General features: G+C 64.8%; 25 protein-coding genes and 3 tRNA genes. 17 read left to right on the plus strand and 11 right to left on the minus strand.

Features of this window, described 5'->3' with window-relative positions:
• Positions 1-27: 27 nt before the first annotated feature.
• Positions 28-1,605, minus strand: coding sequence for an aldehyde dehydrogenase (NADP(+)) (locus AC3G88_RS07420; RefSeq protein ID WP_488771162.1), 1,578 nt, complete (start codon positions 1,603-1,605; stop codon positions 28-30).
• A gap of 145 nt (positions 1,606-1,750) precedes the next feature.
• The gene (locus AC3G88_RS07425; protein ID WP_488771163.1) at positions 1,751-2,500 is read right to left on the minus strand and encodes a FadR/GntR family transcriptional regulator; all 750 of its coding nucleotides are present in this window, start codon (positions 2,498-2,500) and stop codon (positions 1,751-1,753) included.
• A gap of 277 nt (positions 2,501-2,777) precedes the next feature.
• Between AC3G88_RS07425 and gudD the strand changes: the two genes are divergently transcribed.
• From gudD to AC3G88_RS07450, 5 genes are all read left to right on the plus strand, one after another.
• Positions 2,778-4,154: a glucarate dehydratase gene (gene gudD / locus AC3G88_RS07430; RefSeq protein ID WP_488771164.1), complete on the plus strand. Its 1,377-nt coding sequence runs from the start codon at positions 2,778-2,780 to the stop codon at positions 4,152-4,154.
• Between the two features lie 64 nt (positions 4,155-4,218).
• Entirely contained in the window at positions 4,219-5,247 is a 1,029-nt protein-coding gene (locus tag AC3G88_RS07435) for a Bug family tripartite tricarboxylate transporter substrate binding protein (RefSeq protein WP_488771166.1), read from the plus strand.
• 305 nt (positions 5,248-5,552) lie between these two features.
• Entirely contained in the window at positions 5,553-6,236 is a 684-nt protein-coding gene (locus AC3G88_RS07440) for a CsgG/HfaB family protein (protein ID WP_488771167.1), read from the plus strand.
• A gap of 30 nt (positions 6,237-6,266) precedes the next feature.
• Positions 6,267-6,713, plus strand: a complete 447-nt coding sequence (locus AC3G88_RS07445) for a DUF4810 domain-containing protein (RefSeq protein WP_400397123.1) — start codon at positions 6,267-6,269, stop codon at positions 6,711-6,713.
• Positions 6,710-7,366, plus strand: coding sequence for a DUF799 domain-containing protein (locus AC3G88_RS07450; RefSeq protein ID WP_488771168.1), 657 nt, complete (start codon positions 6,710-6,712; stop codon positions 7,364-7,366). Before AC3G88_RS07445 ends, AC3G88_RS07450 begins: the two co-directional genes overlap by 4 nt.
• A gap of 103 nt (positions 7,367-7,469) precedes the next feature.
• Here the strand turns inward: AC3G88_RS07450 and AC3G88_RS07455 are convergent.
• Positions 7,470-7,559 (minus strand) — tRNA-Ser (locus AC3G88_RS07455).
• Between the two features lie 296 nt (positions 7,560-7,855).
• Between AC3G88_RS07455 and AC3G88_RS07460 the strand changes: the two genes are divergently transcribed.
• Positions 7,856-8,395 carry an outer membrane lipoprotein gene (locus AC3G88_RS07460; protein WP_488771169.1) on the plus strand — a complete coding sequence of 180 codons (540 nt, stop codon included), beginning with the start codon at positions 7,856-7,858 and terminating at the stop codon, positions 8,393-8,395.
• A 106-nt stretch (positions 8,396-8,501) separates the two neighbouring features.
• Here AC3G88_RS07460 and hemW read toward each other — a convergent pair whose 3' ends face one another.
• The 5 genes from hemW to AC3G88_RS07485 all read right to left on the minus strand — a co-directional run bounded on the left by hemW (position 8,502) and on the right by AC3G88_RS07485 (position 13,214).
• Positions 8,502-9,752, minus strand: a complete 1,251-nt coding sequence (gene hemW / locus AC3G88_RS07465) for a radical SAM family heme chaperone HemW (protein WP_153947523.1) — start codon at positions 9,750-9,752, stop codon at positions 8,502-8,504.
• The gene (gene rdgB, locus AC3G88_RS07470) at positions 9,749-10,363 is read right to left on the minus strand and encodes an RdgB/HAM1 family non-canonical purine NTP pyrophosphatase (protein WP_400393133.1); all 615 of its coding nucleotides are present in this window, start codon (positions 10,361-10,363) and stop codon (positions 9,749-9,751) included. The genes hemW and rdgB overlap by 4 nt, the downstream gene beginning before the upstream one ends.
• A gap of 19 nt (positions 10,364-10,382) precedes the next feature.
• Positions 10,383-11,099: a ribonuclease PH gene (rph, locus tag AC3G88_RS07475; protein ID WP_488771170.1), complete on the minus strand. Its 717-nt coding sequence runs from the start codon at positions 11,097-11,099 to the stop codon at positions 10,383-10,385.
• Positions 11,100-11,183: 84 nt separating this feature from the next.
• Positions 11,184-12,098, minus strand: coding sequence for a PP2C family protein-serine/threonine phosphatase (locus AC3G88_RS07480; RefSeq protein WP_153947526.1), 915 nt, complete (start codon positions 12,096-12,098; stop codon positions 11,184-11,186).
• A 27-nt stretch (positions 12,099-12,125) separates the two neighbouring features.
• On the minus strand, positions 12,126-13,214 hold the full coding sequence (locus tag AC3G88_RS07485; protein ID WP_153947527.1) for a serine/threonine protein kinase: 1,089 nt from the start codon (positions 13,212-13,214) through the stop codon (positions 12,126-12,128).
• A gap of 222 nt (positions 13,215-13,436) precedes the next feature.
• Here AC3G88_RS07485 and AC3G88_RS07490 point away from each other — a divergent pair, with 222 nt between their 5' ends.
• The 4 genes from AC3G88_RS07490 (at position 13,437) to AC3G88_RS07505 (ending at position 18,053) form a co-directional block, all read left to right on the plus strand.
• Positions 13,437-14,372 carry a YicC/YloC family endoribonuclease gene (locus AC3G88_RS07490; protein WP_153947528.1) on the plus strand — a complete coding sequence of 312 codons (936 nt, stop codon included), beginning with the start codon at positions 13,437-13,439 and terminating at the stop codon, positions 14,370-14,372.
• A 4-nt stretch (positions 14,373-14,376) separates the two neighbouring features.
• Entirely contained in the window at positions 14,377-15,027 is a 651-nt protein-coding gene (gene gmk, locus AC3G88_RS07495) for a guanylate kinase (protein WP_153947529.1), read from the plus strand.
• An 85-nt stretch (positions 15,028-15,112) separates the two neighbouring features.
• Positions 15,113-15,316, plus strand: coding sequence for a DNA-directed RNA polymerase subunit omega (gene rpoZ, locus AC3G88_RS07500; protein ID WP_092594707.1), 204 nt, complete (start codon positions 15,113-15,115; stop codon positions 15,314-15,316).
• Positions 15,317-15,629: 313 nt separating this feature from the next.
• Entirely contained in the window at positions 15,630-18,053 is a 2,424-nt protein-coding gene (locus AC3G88_RS07505; RefSeq protein WP_488771171.1) for a RelA/SpoT family protein, read from the plus strand.
• Between the two features lie 51 nt (positions 18,054-18,104).
• On the opposite strand, the gene greB is transcribed toward AC3G88_RS07505, so the two are convergent.
• The gene (gene greB, locus AC3G88_RS07510; RefSeq protein ID WP_153947530.1) at positions 18,105-18,662 is read right to left on the minus strand and encodes a transcription elongation factor GreB; all 558 of its coding nucleotides are present in this window, start codon (positions 18,660-18,662) and stop codon (positions 18,105-18,107) included.
• A gap of 124 nt (positions 18,663-18,786) precedes the next feature.
• On the opposite strand from greB, the gene AC3G88_RS07515 reads away from it, so the two are divergent.
• The 4 genes from AC3G88_RS07515 to AC3G88_RS07530 all read left to right on the plus strand — a co-directional run bounded on the left by AC3G88_RS07515 (position 18,787) and on the right by AC3G88_RS07530 (position 19,973).
• Positions 18,787-18,863: transfer RNA gene (locus AC3G88_RS07515), tRNA-Arg, on the plus strand.
• A 193-nt stretch (positions 18,864-19,056) separates the two neighbouring features.
• Positions 19,057-19,335: a hypothetical protein gene (locus AC3G88_RS07520; protein WP_487523199.1), complete on the plus strand. Its 279-nt coding sequence runs from the start codon at positions 19,057-19,059 to the stop codon at positions 19,333-19,335.
• 188 nt (positions 19,336-19,523) lie between these two features.
• Entirely contained in the window at positions 19,524-19,769 is a 246-nt protein-coding gene (locus AC3G88_RS07525) for a hypothetical protein (RefSeq protein ID WP_487523198.1), read from the plus strand.
• A 127-nt stretch (positions 19,770-19,896) separates the two neighbouring features.
• Positions 19,897-19,973: transfer RNA gene (locus AC3G88_RS07530), tRNA-Met, on the plus strand.
• A 231-nt stretch (positions 19,974-20,204) separates the two neighbouring features.
• On the opposite strand, the gene AC3G88_RS07535 is transcribed toward AC3G88_RS07530, so the two are convergent.
• Together AC3G88_RS07535 and AC3G88_RS07540 are read right to left on the minus strand one after the other, a co-directional pair.
• Complete coding sequence (locus AC3G88_RS07535) at positions 20,205-20,468, minus strand: hypothetical protein (RefSeq protein WP_153947533.1); 264 nt, start codon at positions 20,466-20,468, stop codon at positions 20,205-20,207.
• 75 nt (positions 20,469-20,543) lie between these two features.
• The gene (locus AC3G88_RS07540) at positions 20,544-20,831 is read right to left on the minus strand and encodes a hypothetical protein (RefSeq protein ID WP_153947534.1); all 288 of its coding nucleotides are present in this window, start codon (positions 20,829-20,831) and stop codon (positions 20,544-20,546) included.
• Between the two features lie 237 nt (positions 20,832-21,068).
• On the opposite strand from AC3G88_RS07540, the gene AC3G88_RS07545 reads away from it, so the two are divergent.
• The 3 genes from AC3G88_RS07545 (at position 21,069) to lpxO (ending at position 23,906) form a co-directional block, all read left to right on the plus strand.
• Positions 21,069-22,499, plus strand: coding sequence for a DUF2252 domain-containing protein (locus tag AC3G88_RS07545; RefSeq protein ID WP_488771173.1), 1,431 nt, complete (start codon positions 21,069-21,071; stop codon positions 22,497-22,499).
• Between the two features lie 46 nt (positions 22,500-22,545).
• Positions 22,546-22,857, plus strand: coding sequence for a hypothetical protein (locus AC3G88_RS07550; RefSeq protein ID WP_488771174.1), 312 nt, complete (start codon positions 22,546-22,548; stop codon positions 22,855-22,857).
• 146 nt (positions 22,858-23,003) lie between these two features.
• Positions 23,004-23,906, plus strand: a complete 903-nt coding sequence (lpxO, locus tag AC3G88_RS07555) for a lipid A hydroxylase LpxO (RefSeq protein ID WP_400395854.1) — start codon at positions 23,004-23,006, stop codon at positions 23,904-23,906.
• Positions 23,907-23,961: the final 55 nt, after the last annotated feature.

The following is a 23,961-nucleotide window of genomic DNA, read 5'->3' on the forward strand; positions in this document are numbered from 1 at the left end:
CGTTTTTCATTCATCCAGCAAAACCGATCACGCGTGGCCCAGCTCGCCGTCCTTCAGGCGCCACACGTTCAGCGGATTGCCGTCCTTCAGCGCGTCCGGCAGCAGGGCGGCCGGGAAGTTCTGGTAGCAGACCGGACGCAGGAAGCGGTCCAGCGCCGTGGTGCCCACCGACGTGGTGCGCGTGTCCGAGGTGGCCGGGAACGGGCCGCCGTGAACCATCGCAAAGCACACTTCCACGCCGGTCGGGAAGCCGTTGAACAGGATACGGCCCACCTTGCGCTCCAGGGCCGGCAGCAGCCTGGCGGCAACGGCATGGTCGCCGGCATCGGCCTGGACCGTGGCAGTCAGCTGGCCTTCGAGGATGCGGGTGACATCCACCAGCGCGTCGGCGTCCTTGCAGACCACCAGTACGGTGGACGGGCCGAACACTTCGGCATGCATGCGGTGGTCGGCCACGAACTTGTCGGCCGACGTTTCGAAGAACACCGGGCGGGCCTGGTTCGGGCCCGTGGCATCCACGCCGCAGGCGGCGCGAGTCAGGCCCGAGATTTCCGACAGCTGGGCCACGCCACGCTCGAAGGCGGCGTGGATGCCCGGGGTCAGCATGGTGGCGGCCGGCTTGCCGGTCAGCGCGCCATGCGCCGCGGCGCGGAATGTCTCCAGCGCCGGGCCTTCGATGGCCAGCAGCAGGCCGGGGTTGGTGCAGAACTGGCCCACGCCCATCACCAGCGAATCGACCAGGTCACGGGCAATTTGCTCCCCGCGGGCGGCCAGCGCCTCGGGCAGCAGGTACACCGGGTTGATGCTGCTCATTTCGGCATAGACGGGGATCGGCACCGGGCGGCTGTTGGCCACGTTCATCAGGGCCAGGCCGCCGGCGCGCGAACCCGTGAAGCCCACGGCCTGGATGACCGGGTGCGCCACCAGCGCCGTGCCGATGGCGTTGCCCACCCCTTGCACCAGCGAGAACACGCCTTCGGGCAGGCCAGCATCGGCCACGGCCTTCTGGATCACGCGGCCCACCAGTTCCGACGTGCCCGGGTGTGCAGGGTGTGCCTTGGCAACGACCGGGCAGCCAGCGGCCAGCGCCGAGGCGGTGTCGCCACCGGCCACCGAAAAGGCCAGCGGGAAGTTGCTGGCGCCAAACACGGCCACCGGGCCGACGGCGATGCGCTGCATGCGCAGGTCGGGGCGCGGCGGGGTGCGCTCGGGCAGGGCGCTGTCGAGCGTGGCATCTTGCCAGCGGCCATCGCGCAGCACGCGTGCGAACAGCCTTAGCTGACCGGCGGTGCGGCCGCGTTCCCCTTGCAGGCGGGCGATCGGCAGGGCGGTTTCCAGATGCGCGCGCTGGATCAGGGCGTCGCCCAAGGCTTCCAGCCCGGCGGCGATCGATTCCAGGAACGTGGCGCGCTGCTCGGGGGACGTGGCGCGATAGGTGTCGAACGCGGCTTCGGCCAGCGCGCAGGCACGGTCCACATCGGCCGACGTGCTGCCCTGGTAGGCCGGTTCGAGGCTTTCGCCCGTGGCCGGATTGATGCCGTAAAAGGTGGATTCGGTGCCGCGAACGGCAGAGGCGCCGATCAGCATTTCGCCAGTCATCGTCATGATCTTGGGTCCTGCGGGAAATTGGGAAAGGACGGCCAGAACACCGTCACGTTGTCAAAGCTTCGTCGTAAGACATCATATGACATCACGGGGCGCCTCGCAACCGCGTCGCCTGCCGGGGAAGCGGCCAGGCGACGCATGGGGTTCAGGTCGAGGAACCGGCTGCCGCCGACGCCTTGCGCAGGCGTTCGCGGCTGTTGGTCAGGTGCATGCGCATGGCCGCCTTGGCGGCTTCAGGATCACGTCGCTCGATCGCATCGAAAATGCTCTCGTGCTCGAAGCTCACGCGCTCCAGATACTGTTCGCGCTCGGGCTGGCTCACCTGCAGCCGGCTGCGCGGGATCACCATGGTGCCCAGGTGGCCCATGATGTCGGTGAAATAGCGGTTGCCGGTGGCGCGGGCAATCGACAGGTGGAATTCGAAATCCGAACCCACCGCGTCGCTGCCCTCGGCGGCGTTGCGCTTCAGGTCGTCCAGCGCGCGGCGCATGGCGCGCAGCTGGTCATCGCTGCGGCGCGTGGCGGCCAGGCTGGCAGCCTCGGCTTCCAGGCTCACGCGGAATTCGAGCATGGCCAGCACGTCCATGGCCGTGACCATCGCCGATGGGTCGATGCGGAACGGCGAATGGGTCTCGATGGGCCGGTTCAGCACGAAGGTGCCGATGCCGTGGCGCGTTTCCACCAGGCCGCTGGCCTGCAGGCGCGACAGGGCTTCGCGCACCACGGTGCGGCTCACGCCGAGGGTAGCCATGATTTCGGATTCGGTCGGCAGCTTGTCGCCCGGCTTGAGCTGGCCTTGCTGGATGCTCTCGGTCAGGTTGCCGACTACTTCTTCAGCAAGCGTGCGGCCACGGCGGCGCAGGGGAGCGGGCGAAGTCATCGAAGCGTTGGACATGGGCGGGCAGGTGTTGGAACCATTGTGGGGATGACCCTGACGGCGGCAATGTTGACCGCGCAGGTACGGGCTCATTATACTGCGTCATAAGTCATACGACGACCGATAACGCACAGGAACTTGCCGCCACGAACCCGTTGTGGCAGCACGACCGCGCCGCCGCACAGGTCGACTAATATATTAGCGTATGAGCAACAGACAGCAGGGCGCATTTCCGCACACCCACGAGGAAGCGCGAACCCGGCGGCCCAGACACCAGGAATCGGAGACCCTCCACATGAACGCAACTTCCCAAGCTCCGGGCGCCTTGCCCGCCACGCCTCTAACGTCGGTCACGCCCGTCGTGACCGAGCTGACCGTGGTGCCCGTGGCTGGCCACGACAGCATGCTGATGAACCTGTCGGGCGCGCATGGCCCGTACTTCACCAGGAACATCGTGATCCTCAAGGACAGCGCCGGCAACACCGGCGTGGGCGAGGTGCCCGGCGGCGAAAGCATCCGCCAGACGCTGGAAGACGCGCGCCCGCTCGTGGTGGGGCAGGGCATTGGCCATTACCTGGCCATCCTGAACAAGGTGCGCGAACAGTTTGCCAGCCGCGATGCCGGCGGGCGCGGCCTGCAGACGTTCGACCTGCGCATCACCATCCACGCCGTCACCGCGCTGGAAGCCGCGCTGCTGGACCTGCTGGGCAAGCACCTGCAGGTGCCCGTGGCCGCGCTGCTGGGCGAAGGCCAGCAACGCGATGCCGTGGAAATGCTGGGCTACCTGTTCTATGTGGGCGACCGCAGGAAGACCACGCTCGACTACCGCACCGAACCCGGCGCCGACAACGCGTGGTTCCGCATCCGCAACGAAGTGGCGATGGATGCCCAGGGCGTGGTGCGCCTGGCCGAAGCGGCCTATGAGCGATACGGCTTCAACGACTTCAAGCTCAAGGGCGGCGTGCTGAGCGGCGACGAGGAAATGGAAGCGATCATCGCCCTGCACGAGCGGTTCCCCAAGGCCCGCGTCACGCTGGACCCGAACGGCGGCTGGCTGCTGAAGGACGCGATCCGCCTGTGCCGCGACAAGCACGGCATCCTGGCCTACGCCGAAGACCCCTGCGGCGCCGAGGACGGCTATTCGGGCCGCGAGATCATGGCCGAATTCCGCGCCGCCACCGGCCTGCCGACCGCCACCAACATGGTGGCCACCGACTGGCGCCAGATGGGGCATGCGGTGCGCCTGCAGTCGGTGGACATTCCGCTGGCCGACCCGCACTTCTGGACCATGCAGGGTTCGGTGCGCGTGGCGCAGATGTGCTCGGAATGGGGCCTGACCTGGGGCTCGCATTCGAACAACCACTTCGACATCTCGCTGGCGATGTTCACGCACGTGGCCGCCGCCGCGCCGGGCCGTGTCACTGCCATCGATACGCACTGGATCTGGCAGGACGGCGAACACCTGACGCGCCATCCGCTGAAGATCGAAGGCGGCTTGGTGCAGGTGCCGAAGACCCCGGGCCTGGGCGTGGAACTGGACATGGACGCGCTGGCGCGCGCCAACCGGCTCTATCAGGAAAAGGGCCTGGGCGCGCGCGACGACGCCGTCGCCATGCAGTTCCTGATCCCCAACTGGAAGTTCAACAACAAGATGCCTTGCATGGTGCGCTGATCGACGTATCGGCCACCTATTCAGAGAAGCCGCACAGCTTTCGTTCAAAGCAGGAGACAACAACATGAAGTACACCTTCACGGCCGCCCCGCGCGGGGCTTTCGCTTCCACGTGGCTGCGCCGCCTTGCCGGCGTGGCCGTTGCGCTGGCGGCCGGCATGACGGTCAGCACCGCCGCCATGGCTTCGGGCACCGCCTGGCCGCAACGTGCGGTCTCGGTCGTGGTGCCGTTCCCGGCTGGCGGGTCCACCGACACCATCGCGCGCCTGCTGGCCCAGCCGCTCAACGAGAAGCTCGGCCAGCCGTTCGTGGTGGATAACCGGCCGGGCGCCACCGGCGCCATCGGTGCCACGTTCGTCAAGCGTGCGCCGGCCGATGGCTACACGATGCTGGTGGCCTCGATTGGCGTTTTTGCGGTGAATCCGTTCCTCCAGAAGAACCTGCAGTACGACCCGGCCAAGGATTTCGACCTGCTGACGGTGGCCGTGCGCGCACCGAACGTGCTGGTGGCGAACCCGAACTTTCCGGCCAGGTCGCTGCAGGAACTGGTGGCCTACATGAAGAAGAACCCCGGCAAGGTGTCGTTTGCCAGTTCGGGTGCGGGCTCGTCCGATCACCTGACCGCCGCGCTGTTCTGGCAGAAGAGCGGTACCGAAGGCCTGCACGTCCCGTACAAGGGGGGTGCGCCGGCCATCTCCGACCTGCTGGCGGGCCAGGTCGATGTGTCGTTCCAGAACATCAACGCGGTGCTGCAGCATATCCGTACCGGCAAGCTCAAGGCACTCGCCGTGACCTCGGACAAGCGGTCGTCGGTGCTGCCGAACGTACCGACCATGACCGAGGGTGGCGTCAAGGACGTGGATGTGTATTCGTGGCAGGGCGTGGCCGCGCCCAAGGGGCTCCCGGCTGACGTGAAAACCCGCCTGCACGGCGCCATCGTCGGCGCGCTCAAGGACCCTGGCATGCAGAAGAAGCTCAGCGAGCAGGGCTTCGAGGTCGTCGCCAACACGCCGGAACAGTTCGCGGAGTTCGAGAACCAGGAACTCAAACGCTGGAAGACCGTGATCGAGCAAGGCAGGATCACCGCCGAGTAATGCCTCCACGGAAGTTGCTGGACATTGGCCCCGCCTGCATGGCGGGGTTTTTCTTTGCGCGCCCGATGGCTGGCGAGGGATTGCCGCCAAGCCCCGCCTGAAGTGGGGGTACCCCAGCCTCGGCCTCAACAATCGCGGGACATGTCCGATAACGATTTGGGCAGTGCCAGGCCAGCGGCATGCCAAAAATCTGACAAATTTGATCTGTGTCAGTAGTATTTCGCCCTTTTGCTATTGATGAATCTGGGCCGCTGGTCCATGTTGCCGGGTCGGCAAATCGCCGACCCTTGACGCTATCTGGAGAAATGGAAGTGAGGAATCTGAAGAGCTGCTGCCTGGCCGGGATCGTGGCCGCCATGGGCCTGGCCGGTTGCGCGACCGAAACGTCGACGGCCCTGCCGGTGCAGAAGGTGGAAAGCGCGAGCCGCCCGTTCAACGGCGTGCGCACACCGATCGCGGTGGGCAAGTTCGATAACCGCTCGAACTACATGCGCGGTGTGTTCTCGGACGGTATCGACCGCCTGAGCGGCCAGGCCAAGACCAGCCTGGTGACGCACCTGCAGCAGACCAACCGCTTCAACGTGCTGGAGCGCGAGAATCTCGACGAGATCAAGCGCGAAGCCGCCATCAAGAACCAGGCCCAGAAGCTCAAGGGTGCCGATTTCGTGGTCACCGGCGATATCACCGAGTTCGGCCGCAAGGAAGTGGGCGACGTGCAGCTGTTCGGCATCCTGGGCCGCGGCCGCGAGCAGGTGGCCTACGCGAAGGTCAACCTGAATATCGTCAATATCAGCACGTCCGAAGTCGTGTACGCCACGCAGGGCGCGGGGGAATACAAGCTGTCGAATCGCGAGGTGATCGGTTTTGGCGGAACGGCGAGCTTCGACTCGACGCTCAACGGCAAGGTAATGGACCTGGCCATGCGCGAAGCCGTGAACAACCTGGTGAACGCGATCGAAAGCGGGGCCTGGAAGCCCGTTCAGCAGTAAGTCGTTACCAACAAAAGAAGCGAGAAAAACATGAAGCAATGGGTCACGCTGCGCAACGCGGCGTTTTTGTCGGCGGCCGGCCTGCTGGCTGGCTGCGCCGGTCCGCAGTCGATGTACCAGTGGGAAGGCTACCAGTCGCAGGTCTACGAGTACTTCAAGGGTGAGTCGAAGGAAGCGCAGATCACCGCGCTGGAAAGCGGCCTGGAAAAGATCAAGGCCAAGGGCGGTTCGGTGCCGCCCGGTTATCACGCCCAGCTTGGCATGCTCTACCTGAACGTGGGCAAGGGCGAGCAGACGGTCAAGGAATTCCAGACCGAAAAGACGCTGTTCCCCGAGTCCACGCCGTACATGGACTTCCTGATGCGCAACATGAAGACCGACGAACGCAAGGAAGCGGGGGCCGCCACCGCACCGCAGGCCAGGGCGGAAACCACGGCCGCCGCCAGGTCTGACGTCACCGCAGGGAGCACCAAATGATGCGCCGCATTCTGACCTGTATCGCCGCCCTGGGCACGGCCGCGCTGTTCGCCGGCTGCGCCGTGCCGACCACGCAAGTGAATTACGCCGCGTTCAAGCAAGCGCGCCCGCGTTCGATCGTGGTGCTGCCGCCGCTGAACGAGTCGCCCGACATCAAGGCCACCTACGCGATGCTGGCGCAGGCCACGTATCCGCTGGCCGAATCGGGCTACTACGTGTTGCCGGTGGCGCTGGTCGACGAAACGTTCCGCCAGAACGGCCTGACCGTGCCCGGTGATATCCATACTGTGCCGGTGCCCAAGCTGCGCGAGATCTTCGGGGCCGACGCGGCGCTGTATGTGACCGTGACCGACTACGGCTCGCGCTACCAGGTGCTGAGCAGCGTGACCCGCGTGGCCGCGAAAGCGACGCTGGTGGACCTGAAGACCGGCGATGAACTCTGGAGCGGCAGGGCGGTGGCGGCGCAGGACAGCAGCAGCAGCGGCGGCGGCCTGATCGGCATGCTGGTCACGGCAGCCATCAACCAGGCGATGAACCACCTGACCGACGCCAGCTATCCCGTGGCCGGCACCGCGAGCGCACGCCTGCTGTCGGCCGGGATGCCCAACGGCATCCTGTACGGCCCGCGTTCGCCGAAGTATCAATCTGACTGAGGCGGACTGAGTCGGACCGATCTGGCCGCCTGCGGGCGGCCAACAAAAAATGCCGCGGCACTGGCTCCAGATCGGAGCGGTGCCGCGGCATTTTTCATTTGTCTGGCGGAAGCGGTGAGATTCGAACTCACGGATGGGTCACCCCATCGGCAGTTTTCAAGACTGCTGCCTTAAACCACTCGGCCACGCTTCCTTTCGGGTTGGATACCGGGCGCGGCGTGTCATCCGTCATGCCCGGCCGCGCATTATACAAGGTCGCAGGGCCTGGCAGTGTGCGGCTTGATGGGCGCACGACAGGTCGCATGGTTGACGGGGCCATGACGGCTTCGGCCCGGAATGGGTCGGGCACTGGCGCATTTGTCGGTCTTTGTCGGACAGCGCGGAACCATGTTGGGGCTGTAAGGTTCCTAGAAAGGTCGATTTGCGGGCGCTTGCCGCGCAGGTCCACCTTTCCAAACGCCTCAATCCGCTATCAGAGGAGCATTGATCATGCAGGGACAACACAAGGACAACAAGGACACGCCCAGGTCGTGGCTGGCGCTTGGCAGCCTCGGCGCACTGGCGCTGGCCGCTGGCCTGGCCGGCTGCGCGCAGCCCGGTTACGGCGGCTACGGCAACTACAACACGGCCCCGCCTCCGCAGCCTTATCAGCAGCCGGGCACCAACAGCTACCAGGCGCCGAGCGGTTCGGTCTTTACCGGACGCGTGGAATCGATCGAGCCGATCCAGACGACGCAGGGCAGTTCGGGCCTGCTGGGCACCGTGATCGGCGGCGCGGCGGGCGGCCTGCTGGGCCACCAGGTCGGCGGCGGACGCGGGCAGACCGCGGCCACGATCGTCGGTGCCGTGGGTGGCGCCGTGGCCGGCAACCAGATCGAAAAGCGCGCCGGCAGCAATACGTCGACCGCCTACCGCGTGAACGTGCGGCTTGACGATGGCCGCGTGGCCACGGTGACGCAGAGCAATCTGGGCAATCTGCGCGTGGGTGACCGCGCACGCGTGGCCAACGACATGGCGACGCCGTACTGATCGTCGGTCAGCCAACGCAGTACATAGCAAAAGCGCCACACCTGATCAGGGTGTGGCGCTTTTGCTTTGGATTCACCTTCATCGAACGACCATGAGCCATGCCGGCTCAATCCTTCAGGAACATCTCCTGCAGGTCGTTGAGGAACCGGCGGCCCAGTTCGGTCGGCTTGATCGTGGTGGGGTCCGCTTCGAGCAGCCCTTTTTTCTCCGCCGCGGCCAGTTGCTTGCCGATCGTGTGCAGCGGCAGGCCGGTGTAGTCGTGGAAGCTCGATGCCGGCACGCCGTCGGTCAGCCGCAGTGCGTTGAGCATGAACTCGAACGGCAGTTCGTCCGCGCCAACTTCGCGGGCCTCCTGCACGGCGTTGCCGGCCATGGCCTGTTCCATATACGTGGCCGGATGCTTGTGGCGCATCTGGCGCAGGATACGGTTCGGAAACGACAGCTTGCCATGCGCGCCGGCGCCGATCCCCAGGTAATCACCGAAACGCCAGTAATTGAGGTTGTGCCTGGCCTCGCGATGCGGGCGGGCATAGGCCGACGTTTCGTAATGGCGAAAGCCCGCCTGTGCCGTGCGGGCCTCGATGATGTCCTGCATCTCGTAGGCGATGTCCTCGTCCGGCAGGGCCGGCGGATACTTCGCGAACAGCGTGTTGGGCTCCAGCGTCAGGTGGTACAGCGACAGGTGCGTGGTGCCATAGGACAGCGCGGCTTCGAGATCGCGCACGCATTCGTCGATGGTCTGGCCGGGCAGGGCGTACATCAGGTCCAGATTGACGTTGTCGAAGTGCTTCAGCGCGATGTCGATGGCCGCCCGCGCTTCACGCTCGCCGTGGATACGCCCCAGCGCCTGCAGGTGCCGGTCGTCAAAGCTCTGGATGCCGATCGACAGCCGGTTGATGCCGCTGGCCCGGTAGCTCGCGAAACGTTCGGCCTCGAACGTGCCCGGGTTGGCTTCCATCGTGATCTCGGCGTCGGCATCGAGCGGCAGCAGCGCGCGGATGTCGGACAGCAGGCGGTCCATGCCCGCCGCCGACAGCAGGCTGGGCGTGCCGCCGCCGATGAACACCGTATGCACCGGGCGGCCCCACACCAGCGGCAGCGACTGCTCCAGGTCGGCACGCAGCGCATCGAGATACATGTCCTCGGGGATGTCGTGACTGTCGTTCTTGCCCGGTGCCGCATGCGAGTTGAAGTCGCAGTACGGACATTTGCGCACGCACCAGGGGATATGGACATACAGCGACAGCGGCGGCGAGCCGGGCAGGGCGATCTGCCCCGGTTTGAGCCAGAGCTGCTGATTGCCGGCCGGCGACACGTCAGCCGGCTTGCCGCTGCCGGCGGGGATGATCGGGATCATGCGCCTACCTTGAGACTGGCGGCCTGCAACCGTGCCACCAGCCCTTGCAGGGCCAGCGCGCGATGGCTGATGCTGTTCTTCTCGTCCGCGCTCAGTTCGGCGGCCGTCTTGCCGATCCGGGGCAGCAGGAAGTGCGGGTCGTAGCCAAAGCCGCCCGCGCCGCGCGGGGCGTCCACCACTTCACCCGCCCACGTGCCTTCGGCGATGATCGGGCGCGGATCGTCGGCATGGCGCACCAGCACCAGCACGCAGTAATAGTGGGCGTGGCGGTTCAGCTTGCCCGCCAGCTGCGAAATCAGGTGCGCGTTGTTGGCGGCATCGGACTTCGGCTTGCCGACCATCTGCGCGTAGCGGGCCGAATAGACGCCGGGCGCGCCATCGAGGGCGTCCACGCAGATGCCCGAGTCGTCGGCCAGCGCCGGCATGCCCGACAGGCGGCTGGCATGGCGGGCCTTGGCCAGCGCGTTTTCGACGAACGTGACGAACGGCTCTTCGGCTTCCGGAATGCCCAGCTCGCCCTGCGGCACGACGTCGAATCCGAGCGGCGACAGCAGCGCGCTGAATTCGCGCACCTTGCCGGCGTTGTTGGAGGCCAGGACCAGCCGTTGCATCGTCATTCCCTCCCGCGCGTCAGAGCCCAAGCGCCTGCTTCTGGTGGCGCACCAGTTCGGCGATGCCGGCTTCGGCCAGACGCGTCATGGCGTCGAGGTCCGCCCGGCTGAACGGCGCGCCCTCGGCCGTGCCCTGGACTTCGACAAAACCGCCGCTGCCCGTCATCACCACGTTCATGTCGGTGTCGCACGTGCTGTCCTCGGCATAATCGAGGTCCAGCACCGGCACGCCATCGACCATGCCGACCGACACCGCGGCCACGAAGTCGCGGATCGGGCTGGCCTGGATCACGCCGCTGCGCAGCATGGTGCCGATGGCGTCATGGGCGGCCACGAAGGCGCCGGTGATGGCGGCCGTGCGCGTGCCGCCGTCGGCCTGCAGCACGTCGCAATCAAGGTGGATCGTATATTCGCCAAGCGCGGACAGATCGAACACCGAGCGCATGGCCCGGCCGATCAGGCGCTGGATTTCCTGGGTGCGGCCGGTCTGCTTGCCGCGTGCGGCCTCGCGGTCCGACCGCGTATGCGTGGCGCGCGGCAGCATGCCGTATTCGGCGGTGACCCAGCCTTCGCCGCTGCCCTTCTTGTGCGGCGGCACCTTGGCCAGCACGCTGGCCGTGCACAGCACCTTGGTATCGCCAAAGGCACTCAGTACCGAACCTTCGGCGTGTCGGGTGTAGTGACGGGTCAGGCTGATGGGTCGCAGCGCGTCGGCCGCGCGTCCGCTGGGTCGCATGGGGAGTCTTTCGTTGGAATCGGGTAAGACCGCGATTCTAACGCCGGCGGGGCGATCTTGCGTCCTTGGGGGCTGCCTGGCGCGTCAGCGCATCAGGTTCGAGGTCTTGTCGATGGCCGCGCGGATCTCCGCGATCGAGCGTTCGATTTCTTCCTCGGACAGCAGGTCGGTGTCGGTGCCGGTGCGTTCCAGGATCGACGTGGTGAACGCGTTCAGCGGCAGCGTGTCGGTCAGCACCGCGTCCTCGTTCGGCACGGTGGCATCCGCTTCCCACATCATGGCAATCGCTGTGGTGTTGTCGGCACCTTCGCCGGCGTTGGCCAGGGCCTGCTCGATCAGGTCCGGGATGGCGTGGACGACCGACAGGTGGGTCACCTTGTCGACGATGACCTTTTCGTCCAGCACGCCCCACAGTCCGTCCGAGCACAGCAGCGCCACATCGCCCGGCTCCAGCCGCACCGGGCCGCCGATATCGATCAGCGGCAGGTTGGGCGACCCGAGGCAGTTGTAGAGCTTGTTGCGCTCCGGGTGGTTGGCCACTTCCATGGGCAGCACCCGTTCCTGCTGCAGCAGGTTCTCGATCTTCGAGTGGTCGCGTGTGCGGGTCAGCAGCGCGGCCTTGCGCATCAGGTAGAAGCGGGAATCGCCGGCGTGGGCCCAGTGGATCTGGCCGTTCTGGATCAGGCAGCAGACCACCGTGGTGCGGGGCACATCGGGCAGCTTGTTGGCTTCGGCGTAGCGATGGATCTCGCGGTGCGCCAGCATGACCGTGTCCTGCAGGAAGTCTGCAGGGTTGCGGATCGACGGGCGGGCCTGCGACTGGAACTGGCGTGCCAGCGTCTGCAGCGCCTGCTGCGCGGCGACTTCACCAAAGGCATGGCCGCCCAGGCCATCGGCCAGCACCATGAGCAGGGCATCGCGTGTGAAGCAATAGCCCATGCGGTCCTGGTTGATCCGGCGGCCGCCTTTCCGGCTTTCCTGATAGACGGAGAATCGCATTGCGGTAATTCGTGTCGGGTTCGTGCGTTAGTCGCCGCTTCGGCCGGTTTCTTCGGCGTGAACGGGCTTGGCGGCGGTCGGCTTGTCGATGCTCTTGTCTTCGCGGCGGCGCAGCAGCGTCATGAAGCGGCTGGTGGCATTGACGCGTTCGCCGGTCGTCGCGGCGGGGGCGCTGGCTGCCGCGGCGGCCGATTGCTCGCCCAGCGCATTGCTCTGGTCGCGCAGCTCCTTCTGGAGCCGGAACACGCTCTGCGGCCGTTCGGACGGCGTCAGGCGCAGACACCACTCGACCAGGTCGACCAGGCCATTGGTGTAGGTGGCGCGCAGCCGCGTGAAGGATTCAGCCATGCGGTCTTCCTTCTCGCGCTGGTTGGCCTCCTGCGGCGGCATGCCGGCCATGCACGCGTACAGCGTGGCGCCCAGGCTGTAGATGTCGGTCCACGGGCCCAGCTCGGAATGCTTGCCATAGAGTTCGGGCGCCGCGAAGCCGGGGGTGTACATCGGCTGGAAGCGCGCGTTTTCCATGGTCAGGATCTGCCGGGCCGCACCGAAATCGAGCAGGATCGGCGATTCGTCCTCGCGCAGATAGATGTTGCCGGGCTTGATGTCCAGGTGCAGCAGTTTGTGAATATGCACTTCACGCAGGCCGCTCATGAGGTCGTGGAAGACCTTGCGGATGAACCGTTCGCGCAGCACCTTCGACTTGCCTTGCTGCCGGGCCTGCAGGATATGCTCCTGCAGCGTCTTGCCCAGCTCGTAGTTCATCACCATGTAGACCGTGGAGTTCTCGCGGAAGAAGTTCACCACGCGAACCACGCTGGGGTGCGAAATACGCGCCAGCGAGCGGCCTTCCTCGAAGAAATACTTCAGGCCAAGGCGGAACGAGGCGGCGTTTTCGTCGGGGACGACCGGAATCAGTTCGCCGGGATTGCGGCGCGCCAGCGAAGACGGCAGGTATTCCTTGATGGCAACCGGGGCGCCGGTCTCGTCGGTGGCGAGGTAGACGAAACTGAACCCCCCGCTGGCCAACTTCTTTACAATACGGTAGTTGGCAAGCAGCGTGCCGATAGGGAGCGGCGCGCTCTTGGGTTGGTTGGCGCCCTTGGACTCTGTCATAGGATTCGGGACCTCATTTGCTCCCGGATTCTCCGGTCTAATCGGTCACTTGTAAAGAAATCATTAGCGGGGAGTGTTGCCAAAACTCCGCGCTTTCCGACCGCCGCTTTCCCATTGATTTTTCGGGCGTTTTAGCGCCTGTACGGCCGCGCTGGCCGGGCCGCCGGCCCCGGTTTTCGTGCCGAATCCTGATTTTTCGACTCTTTCGCGAGATTAACGACGATGATCCACAGCATGACAGGCTATGGCCTGGCCACCCGCCAGGCACCGCTGACCAACGCCCAGGGCGAACCCAGCGGCCGCACGGCTTCGGTTTCCGTGGAATTCCGCACTGTCAATTCGCGTTTTCTCGACCTGTTGTTCCGTGCGCCGGAAGAGTGCCGCGCCTTCGAGCCGGCGCTGCGCGAAATGCTGATGGGCGAGCTGTCGCGCGGCAAGCTCGAATGCCGTATCAACCTGCAGCGCACCGACACCGGCGGCGCCACGCTGGCGCTGAACCAGGGCCTGCTGGACCAGATCCGCGCGCTGGAATCCACCGTGGCCGGCACCTTCGCCGGCGCGGGTACCATGCGCATGGGCGAGATCCTGCGCTGGCCGGGCGTGCTGGTGGAACCCGAACTGTCGCAGGAAGCCCTGCGCGAAGCCGTGACCGGTGCCGCGCGCGACGCCCTGAAGCAACTGCTGGAGGCCCGCGGCCGCGAGGGCGCCGCGCTCAAGGCCACGCTGGAGGAGCGTATCGACGCCATGCTGGCCATCGTCGAGCGGCTGACGCCGATGATTCCCCAGCTGATCGCCCACCATCAGGAAAAGCTGACCGAGCGCCTGCAGGAGGCCTTCAACCTGGCCGCGCCGAACGGCATGCCGTCGATGAGCCGCGAAGAAGTGGCCGAGCGTATCCGCCAGGAAGCCACGGTCTACGGCATCCGCATCGACATCGCCGAAGAGCTGTCGCGCCTGCAGGCCCACCTCAACGAAACGCGGCATATCCTGAAGAAGGGCGGCCAGGTCGGCAAGCGCCTGGATTTCATGATGCAGGAGCTCAACCGCGAGGCCAACACGCTGGGCTCGAAGGCCGCTGCCAAGGAACTTGCCGATGCGTCGATGGAGCTCAAGCTCCTGATCGAGCAGATGCGCGAACAGATTCAAAACCTCGAATAAGATCATGAGCGACACCACCCACACCGCCATCGATACCGCCTATCCCGGCAACCTGTTCATGGTGGTGGCACCGTCAGGGGCCGGCAAATCCACGCTGGTCAATGCGCTGCTGGCGCAGGACCAGTCCATCCGCCTGTCGATCTCGCACACCACCCGCAAGCCGCGCCCCGGCGAGCAGAGCGGCCGCGAGTACCACTTCACCACGGTCGAGGAATTCCGTGCCGCGCGCGATCGCGGCGAATTCCTGGAATGGGCCGAAGTGCATGGCAACTACTACGCCACCTCGCGCGTCTGGATCGAGCAACAGATGGCCCAGGGCAACGACGTGCTGCTGGAGATCGACTGGCAGGGCGCGCAGCAGGTCCACAAGCGTTTTTCCAATGCGGTGGAGATTTTCATCCTGCCGCCGTCCCTGACCGCCCTGGAAGACCGCCTCAAGAAGCGGGGCCAGGACGAGCCGAACGTGATCGTGCGGCGCCTGCTGGCGGCCGGTAGCGAAATGGCCCATGCTTCGGAGTCCGATTACGTGATCATCAACGAGGTTTTCGAGGATGCGCTGAAGCAGCTGCAGAACGTCGTTCACGCGACCCGTTTGCGCTTTTCGTCGCAGAAGGCCCGTCACGCCGAGCTGTTTATCGAGCTCGGCATTCATTGATTGCAGGCCCGTCGCCGGAAGGTTCCGGCGGCGTGCTGTAAAATACCGGCCTGTCGAACAGGTTTTATCCCAAGGTGGATTTGATATGGCGCGTATTACCGTCGAAGATTGTCTGAAACACATCCCGAACCGCTTCGAGCTCGCGCTCGCCGCGACTTACCGGGCACGTCAGCTCGTGCAAGGCCATACGCCCAAGGTCGAGGCGAAGGACAAGCCCACCGTGGTGGCGCTGCGCGAAATCGCGACTGGCCAGGTGGGTATCGAGATGCTCAAGAAGGTACCGACCTGATTGCCAGGGCGGCCCGTGGTTCATTCATGCTTCGCGTGCGTACGCATCCCGCCGCGCATCCGGTTGAATTCCAGGGGCTGCCATGCCTTCGTCGCCGACCGATCCCGCCATTGCTCCCCCGGCCAACGCCGGGGTCGGGCATTCGCGTGCATTGCCGGCGGCGAAGCCTCCTGGCGCCGTGCCGGCTCCGGCCGGTGCGGTCGCCACGCCTGTGGCGCCCGGCGCACCGCTGCCCGGTGTCGTACCGGTTTCCACATCCCTGCCTCCGGCGCCTTCCGCGCCTGCCGGCCGTAAGCGTCCCGGAATTCTTCCCGTGACAGCCCGTACCGGTGCTCCCAATTTGCCCGATCCGCTCGGCGACAACGTCGTCGGCGAGCGTGCCGTCGTGCCGCCGATCCAGCAGGGCAAGGCGCGCGCGGCCCTGGCCAATGAACTGGTAGCCGAACCCGTGGCTGGCACCGTGCCGGCCACGCCGGGCGGCGACCTGTTCATCGATGCGGTGCTGGCGCAGTCATACCGGCATTTCTTTGGTCCGACGTCGCAGCCGGCGGTGCCGCCAAGGCAGCAGGTCATCTCGATCGCGCGGCTGATGGAGAAGCTGGCTTATCTGAAGCCGGCTGACCAGGCGGTGGTGCGCGAGGCCTTCCAGTTCTCGGACGAGGCGCACCTGGGGCAGTACCGCCAGAGCGGCGAGCCGTACATCACGCACCCGGTGGCCGTGGCCGAACTGTGCGCGGACTGGAAGCTCGACGTGCAATCCATCATGGCGGCGCTGCTGCATGACGTGATGGAAGACCAGGGCATCACCAAGAGCGAGCTGGCCGAGAAGTTCGGGCCAAAGGTTGCGGAACTGGTCGATGGCCTGACCAAGCTGGACAAGCTCGAATTCCAGAGCCGCGAGCAGGCGCAGGCGGAAAGCTTCCGCAAGATGCTGCTGGCGATGGCGCGCGATGTGCGGGTGATTCTGGTCAAGCTGGCCGACCGCACGCACAACATGCGCACGCTCGATTTCGTGCCGCCCGAGAAGCGGCGCCGGATCGCGCTGGAAACGATGGAGATCTACGCGCCGATCGCGCACCGGCTGGGTCTCAACACGATTTACCGCGAGCTGCAGGAACTGTCGTTCAAGGTTGGCTCGCCGTTCCGCTACGCCACGCTGGAGAAGGCCGTCAAGGCCGCGCGCGGCAATCGCCGCGAGGTGGTTCGCCGCATCCTGGAGGCGGCGCAGGGCGCGCTCGGCGACGCCGGTATCGTGGCCGAGCTGTCGGGGCGCGAGAAGACCCTGTACAGCATCTATCGCAAGATGCATGACAAGCAGCTGTCGTTCTCGCAGGTGCTTGACGTCTACGGGTTCCGCGTGGTCGTGGAAACGCAGATGCACTGCTACATGGCGATGGGCGCGCTGCACGGGCTGTACAAGCCGATGCCGGGCAAGTTCAAGGACTACATCGCGATTCCGAAGATCAACGGCTACCAGTCGCTGCACACGACGCTGGTGGGTCCGTTCGGCACGCCGGTGGAGTTTCAGATCCGCACGCGCGGCATGCACCAGATTGCCGAGGCCGGCGTGGCGGCACACTGGATGTACAAGCACCAGGCCGACCATGCCAACGATATCCAGCAGCAGGCCCACCAGTGGCTGCAGTCGCTGCTCGATATCCAGAGTCAGACCGGCGATTCGCAGGAATTCCTGGAGCACGTCAAGATCGACCTGTTCCCGGATGCCGTCTACGTATTCACGCCAAAAGGCCATATCCGTGCGCTGCCGCGTGGCGCCACGGCGCTGGACTTTGCGTACGCGGTGCACAGCGACCTGGGCAACCAGTGCGTGGCGGTCAAGATCAACAACGAGCTGCTGCCCCTGCGCACGGAGCTCAAGAGCGGCGATATCGTCGAAGTCGTGACGGCGCCGTACTCGAAGCCGAATCCGGCCTGGCTGGCGTTCGTGCGGACCGGCAAGGCGCGCGCGGCGATCCGCCACTACCTCAAGACCACCAAGCTCGACGAGGCCATCCAGCTGGGCGAGCGCCTGCTGGACCAGTCCGCGCGCCAGCTCGGCATCGAACTGAAGGCGGTGCCGCAGTCGGTGTGGGAGCGCATGATCCAGTGGACCGGCAACAAGGTGCGCGAGGACATCTTCGCCGACCTGGCGCTGGGCCGGCGTGTGCCGGCCGTGGTGGCCCGGCGCATGGAGATCCTGCTGCAGGAGCTGTCTGGTGATGTGGACAGCGCGCTGCTGGCCGCGGTGCAGACATTCGCCGGCGAGGAAGCCCCGGCCGTGCCGATCACCGGCGACGAAGGCATGTCGATGATCTTCTCGGCGTGCTGCCGTCCGATCCCGGGCGACTCGATCGTTGGCTATCTGGGCAAGGGCGAAGGCCTGCAGATCCACGTGCAGGACTGCAAGGTGGCCAAGCGCCTGCACAGCAAGGACCCCGAGCACTGGATCGAGGTCATGTGGGCCAAGAAGACGACCCGGGCCTTCGATGTGTCGATCAAGGTCATGGTGCGCAACGTGAAAGGCATCGTCGCGCGTGTGGCCGCCGACCTGACCGCCGCCGACGCCAACGTGGCCCACGTGGCGATGGAGCAGCAGCAGGTGGCGGGGCATCAGGAAGCCACGTACATGCAGTTCGTGATCCAGGTGCAAAACCGCCTGCACCTGGCCAACGTCATGCGCGCACTGCGTCGGAACCCGGATGTGATCCGCATCTTCCGCGACCGGAACGACGGTTAGAGACCCGAGGCCGCGCAACGACGCCGGCATCGTTTTCGCGGCGTCTCCTTGTTATTTCGCCGGGTATTTCACTTCCAGAATGTCGATCTGTTCGATGCCGGCCGGCGTGCGCAGCGGCACGGTGTCGCCTTCGCGCGCCTTGATCAGGGCCTTGGCGATCGGTGAAATCCAGCTGACGTGGTTGCTGTCCAGGTCCACCTCGTCCATGCCGACGATCGTGATCGTGGTTTCTTCGCCTGACTGGTTCGCGTACGTGACCGTGGCGCCGAAGAAAATCTGGTCGTTATCGCCCTGCAGCGATGGGTCCACCACCTCGGCCTTGTCCAGCCGCCGTGTCAGGAAGCGGATGCGCCGGTCAATCTCGCGCAGGCGCTTCTTGCCGTAGAGGTAGTCGCCGTTTTCCGAGCGGTCGCCATTGGACGCGGCCCATGACACGATCTGGACGACATCTGGACGGTCCACATCGATCAGGTGCATCAATTCGTCGCGCAGCCGCTTGTAGCCGGCGGCGGTGATGTAGTTCTTGGTGCCGGCGGGCAGCGGTGTCGCGCCCTCGGGAAGATCGTCGTCGTCATCGTTGGACGACTCTTTGACAAATGCCTTGTTCATGTTCCGGATCACTTCATGAAGCTTCAATTATAGGAAGTTGCGCTCATCGACCCCCGTCGATGAAAAAAATGCGCGAAGGGGGTTCACAAAACTGAAAACTTCTATATAATCTCTTTTCTCGGTTGCGGCTGTAGCTCAGTTGGATAGAGTACTTGGCTACGAACCAAGGGGTCGTGGGTTCGAATCCTGCCAGCCGCGCCAACCTATACGAGAGAAGGGCTTCCGGAGACGGAAGCCCTTTTTTCATTCCCGTTCCCCTCCCGCTTCTTCCTTTCCCCCTTTGTTTTCGTTCGCGCCGCGTTCGCTGTCTATGCTGTATGCATGGTCGGCGCGGAACGCCTGCGCGCTGGCTGGCTCCAATTTCAATCCTGATCGCTACTCACGGAGGCAACACATGCAACAGGACGACTGGCGCGTGGAAGGCTATCGCGGCATGGACGCATACGTATTGGTGACCTCGCATCACGATGCTGTCGCCGGCAGCGTGGGCGATACGCAGACATGGGGCTACGAAGTCCGGGTGGCGCAGGAGGGCATGGACCCGGCCGATGCCGGGGACACCGAGCGGCTTGCCAGTGGCGCGCATGTCTATGCCACCCGCCATGCGGCCGAAGTGGCGGCATTCGCCGCAGCCTATGCGCTGATCGACAAGCTGGTGGTCCCGGCGCGATAGCGCTGGGCCTGTCTGGCGGTTCCTGGCCGCAAAGTTCCTTGCGATACGTGCAATGGCGTATCACACGCCGATACCGGCCTCATTGGTTTTGACTTGATCCAGGTCATTCGTGGATCGGGGGATGGCTCCTAGTCTGGTACTGAGGCGCGCCGCGGTGCGCGCCAGCAGTAGAAAACCAGGAGCGCGCCATGCCCGAATACGAAGGATTAAAGATCGTCTACGAAGTGATCATGCTGCCCAAGGACAAGTGGGCCATCATGATCGAGATCATTCGTCGCGAGGATGGCGAGGTTCTGATGGCGCGTCACAATCCGTTTCCGCGCCAGCCCTTCGATACCAAACTCGAGGCGCTCGATCATGTGAACCGCTATGTCGCGCAGGCCGTGAAGGGCCTGGAAGGTGACAACGTGAAGCCGTTGCAACGTCGCGCATAGGCGTTGTCATCGGAGGATGCGCGGTGATGAACAGAGGCCTCCAAGATGTTGGAGGCCTTTTTCTTCGTGCTGGTGCATGAAACGCTTGCCACGCGCCCCAGATTGCTGCATAATCTCTTTCTTCAGACGCGGGGTGGAGCAGTCTGGCAGCTCGTCGGGCTCATAACCCGAAGGTCGCAGGTTCAAATCCTGCCCCCGCAACCAGATACTCGAAAGGGCTACACATGATGTGTAGCCCTTTTGTTTTCCTCTGCGTTTCCGCTGTTTTCCCCTCCTGCTGTTCGCTTCCCGTTTCCTTTTTATTCCGTGCACCGCATCCGGCGCGAGGCAGCGTGCGCTCGTCTTTTTCGCACACGATGATGCGACGTATGCGGACGAGCAACGCCCCCGCGAGCCATGTTGCCGGCGGGGGCGTTGTTTGTCAGGGGCAGGGGATCAGGCCTTGATCAGCGAGGCGGCGCGTTGGAACGTATCGCGTACCTGCGGCTGGCCTTCGCGTTCGGCGGCTTCGGCGCGGGCCTTGAGTCGGGACGTCAGTACGGCAAGGTTGCCGCCGCCGCCGCATGCGCGTGCGGCCTCGTTCATGAGCTGCGTCAGTTCCTGGTTCACGTCGGCGCCATCGAAAGCACTGACGGACAGGGCCGACACGCGCTCCAGAAAGCTGTTGACCAGTGCTTCATCATGTTGCGGTTCGGGCATGGTGGCTCCTTGGCGAACAACGAAAACACTGAAATAGGAATGCCGGCACGTCCGGACCGATGCCGGCCGTGCGGATCAATGCCGCGGCGGCAACTGCGGCGGTGCGATGCGTCGTCGGGCCGGCTTCAGAACGCGCGAAGGCCACAGCACGTAGTTGGTGTGCGGATCCATCGGCTTGCCGAAATACGATACCCATACCTGCACGCCGTGTTCGGTTTCGGACACGATGGCGGCCACTGCACGGGCCGCGACAGATGGGGATTTCAGCAGGTCGGCCAAGGCTTCGACGCCTTGGACCACATGATGCTTTACCCCCTTGAACCACACGTATTGACGCATGGCAGCAAGAAATCGCTTGGTCATGAATGCTGCTCTTCTCGTTGGCGATGCGGAATTGAGACCACAGCTTACACGGATAGTTGTGACGGTTTTGTAGGCTAGCGTCTGATTTTCTTTCCGCGCACGATGACATGTGACGGCTGCGATGCATCGTGACACCGACGCCGCTTCTGGGATGTACGCTGGCAAATTGACAAGCTGTAACAGTTGTCTTAGCGTGGTTGCATATGCTGCACAAAATCTAACGTTGTCCTGGGCCCGATGGGCGTGGAGGCAAGTGTGGAAACGGTGGCAGAGCTCGAAAAGCGGCTCGAAAGCGGCAAGGCCCTGCGTCAGAAGGTGCCGCGACGCACACAGGAATCGATCGGCAATGTCGATCGCGATCCGGTTCGTCTGCTGGAGGAAAGCAGCGCCGGTCGGGTGGAGCGTCTGATCCCGCTGCGCTACGGGCGCATGATCGCGTCGCCATTCACGTTCTACCGTGGCAGTGCCATCATCCAGGCCCACGACCTGGCCGGCACGGCGAACACGGGATTGATCCACCAGATCTGCGGCGATTGCCATCTGTCGAATTTTGGCGGATTCGCGACGCCCGAGCGTGCGCTGCTGTTCGACGTCAACGATTTCGACGAGACCAGTCCGGGCCCGTGGGAATGGGATCTGAAGCGCCTGACCGCCAGCTTCGTGGTGGCGGCGCGCCATCTGCGCCACGGCACCCAGGTTGCCGACAACCTGGTCTACGAGGTGGTGACCAGCTATCGCGAACGGATGGCGGAGTACGCGGAGATGGGCATCCTGGAAACCTGGTACGACCGCATCACGTTCGAGCGGCTGCTGGAAAGCACGGACGATCCCGATATTCAAAAGCGCGTCAGGCGCGCCATGGAGCGGGCCGCGGAGCGCACGCACGAAACCCTGCTGCCCAAGCTGTCCGAACACGATGGCGAGCGCTGGCGCATTCTCGACGCGCCGCCCGCCGTGTTCCATGTGCGGGGCGCGCAGACGCTGTTCCGTGCCGAGGACGACTGGCTGGCCGTCGACAATCCGCGCGAGATCGTCGAAAAGTGCTTTGCCGACTACGTCTCGACGCTTGCCCGCGACCGGCGCGAACTGCTGTCGCATTTCAAGCTGCATGACATGGCCTTCAAGGTGGTGGGCGTCGGCAGCGTCGGCACGCGCTGCCTGATCCAGTTGATGATCGACAGTCATGGCAAGCCGCTGTTCCTGCAGGTCAAGGAGGCCACCCGGTCGGTGGTGGCGCGCTACTTCAAGTCGGCGGCGGTCGCGCATGAGGGACGCCGCGTGGTGGAGGGGCAGCGCCTGATGCAAGCCGCGAGCGACCTGTTCCTGGGCTGGTCGAAAGGGCCGTTCGGACGCCATTTCTACATCCGCCAGTTGCGCGACATGAAGTTCTCGGCCGACATCGAACTGATGGACGTCAATGTGCTGACCGCCTATGCCCGCGTGTGCGGCTGGGTGCTGGCGCGTGCCCATGCCAAGGCCGGCGGGCTGGCCGCCGAGGTCAGCGGCTACCTGGGCAACAACGACCGCATGGCCGAATCGATGATCGCCTATTCGAATGCCTACGCCGACCAGGTGGAGCGCGACTACGACGTCTTCGTCAAGGCGTGCCGCTCTGGCCGGCTCGAAGCCCGCACGGACGCCGACATGGCCGCCGATTTCCGCGTTTGACCTGGTCCGGACCCGACCGGACCCGTTTGCCCCCAGGAGTGCGCCGATGACCGAAGATTTGCTGCTGCAACTGATGGTGGAAGTGGAAAAGGCCGATCCCATCGACTACGCGAACCTGCCTTTCGATGACGAAAAGCTGCGCGCCCTGGCCTGCAGGATCATTGCCGAACGCTCCACCGAACTGGAAACCTCGGGCCTGTCCCACGAGGCGCTGCTGGCCACGCTGTGGGCGTCCACGGCCAAGCTGGTGCTGGAGAACATCGTGCTCAATGCCCGGCTGCTGACCCTGCAAGGCAAGGCCGAGGATGCGCGCGTACTGATCGACCGGATCGCCCGGCAATCGCGCGGCACGCCCTGAACGCACCAGCCTGCGGCGAGGCTCATGCATCACACGATGCGTGAGCGTCGCCGTTTGGCTAAAATAGCGCGTTTTCCGCTCTCAGGCCGTCCCCGACGGCCAACTGGTCACACCCGGGGGCGGGGTTTGTCCTGGAGGGATTTCGGGTGATCAAATGGATTATCGTCGCCGCCTACGTGGGTGCCATCCTGTATGTGCATTTCCGCGGCAAGGTACGGCTGCCGTTCATGCGCCAGGTGCTTGACCATTCGGCACTGGTGGCGCCGGTCAATTGCTTCATGTACATGTTCTCGGGCGTGCCGCGCACGCCGTACATCGACGTCGACCGCTTTCCTGAACTGGAGAAACTGCGTGCCGCGTGGCCGCAGATTCGCGACGAGGGCCTCGCCCTGATCGCCATGCGCAAGATCAAGGCCGCCGACAAGAACGATGACGCTGGCTTCAATTCGTTCTTCAAGTACGGCTGGAAGCGGTTCTATCTCAAGTGGTACGAGGCCCAGCATCCGTCGGCGGAAACGCTGTGCCCGAACACCGTGGCGCTGCTGCGCGAGATGCCGTCGGTCAAGGCGGCGATGTTTGCCGAACTGCCGCCGGGCGGCAAGCTCAACCCGCACCGCGACCCGTTCGCCGGTTCGCTGCGGTACCACCTGGGCCTGTCCACGCCGAACGACGACCGCTGCTTCATCGAAGTGGACGGCGAACGCCACAGCTGGCGGGACGGCCAGGGCGTGGTGTTCGACGAGACCTACCTGCACTGGGCCGAAAACAAGAGTGAGACAGACCGCCTGATCCTGTTCTGCGACATCGAGCGCCCGATGCGCTATCGCTGGGCCGCCGCGGTCAACCACTGGATGGGCCGCAAGGTGATGACGGCCGCCAGCTCGCCGAACGACGAAAACGACCAGACCGGCGCGATCAACAAGCTGTTCCGCTTCGTGTGGCTGGGCGGCCAGTATCGCCGCCGCTTCAAGTCGTGGAACAAGAACCTGTATTACGTGACCAAGTTCGGCCTGATCATCGGCGGGGTGGCACTGATCGTGTTCCTCTGATCCCCGGCTTGCCGCTGCCGCCGAACTGGCGGCCGCGCCAACCTCGCAAACCGCG

Source organism: Cupriavidus sp. 86D6, assembly GCF_057815095.1.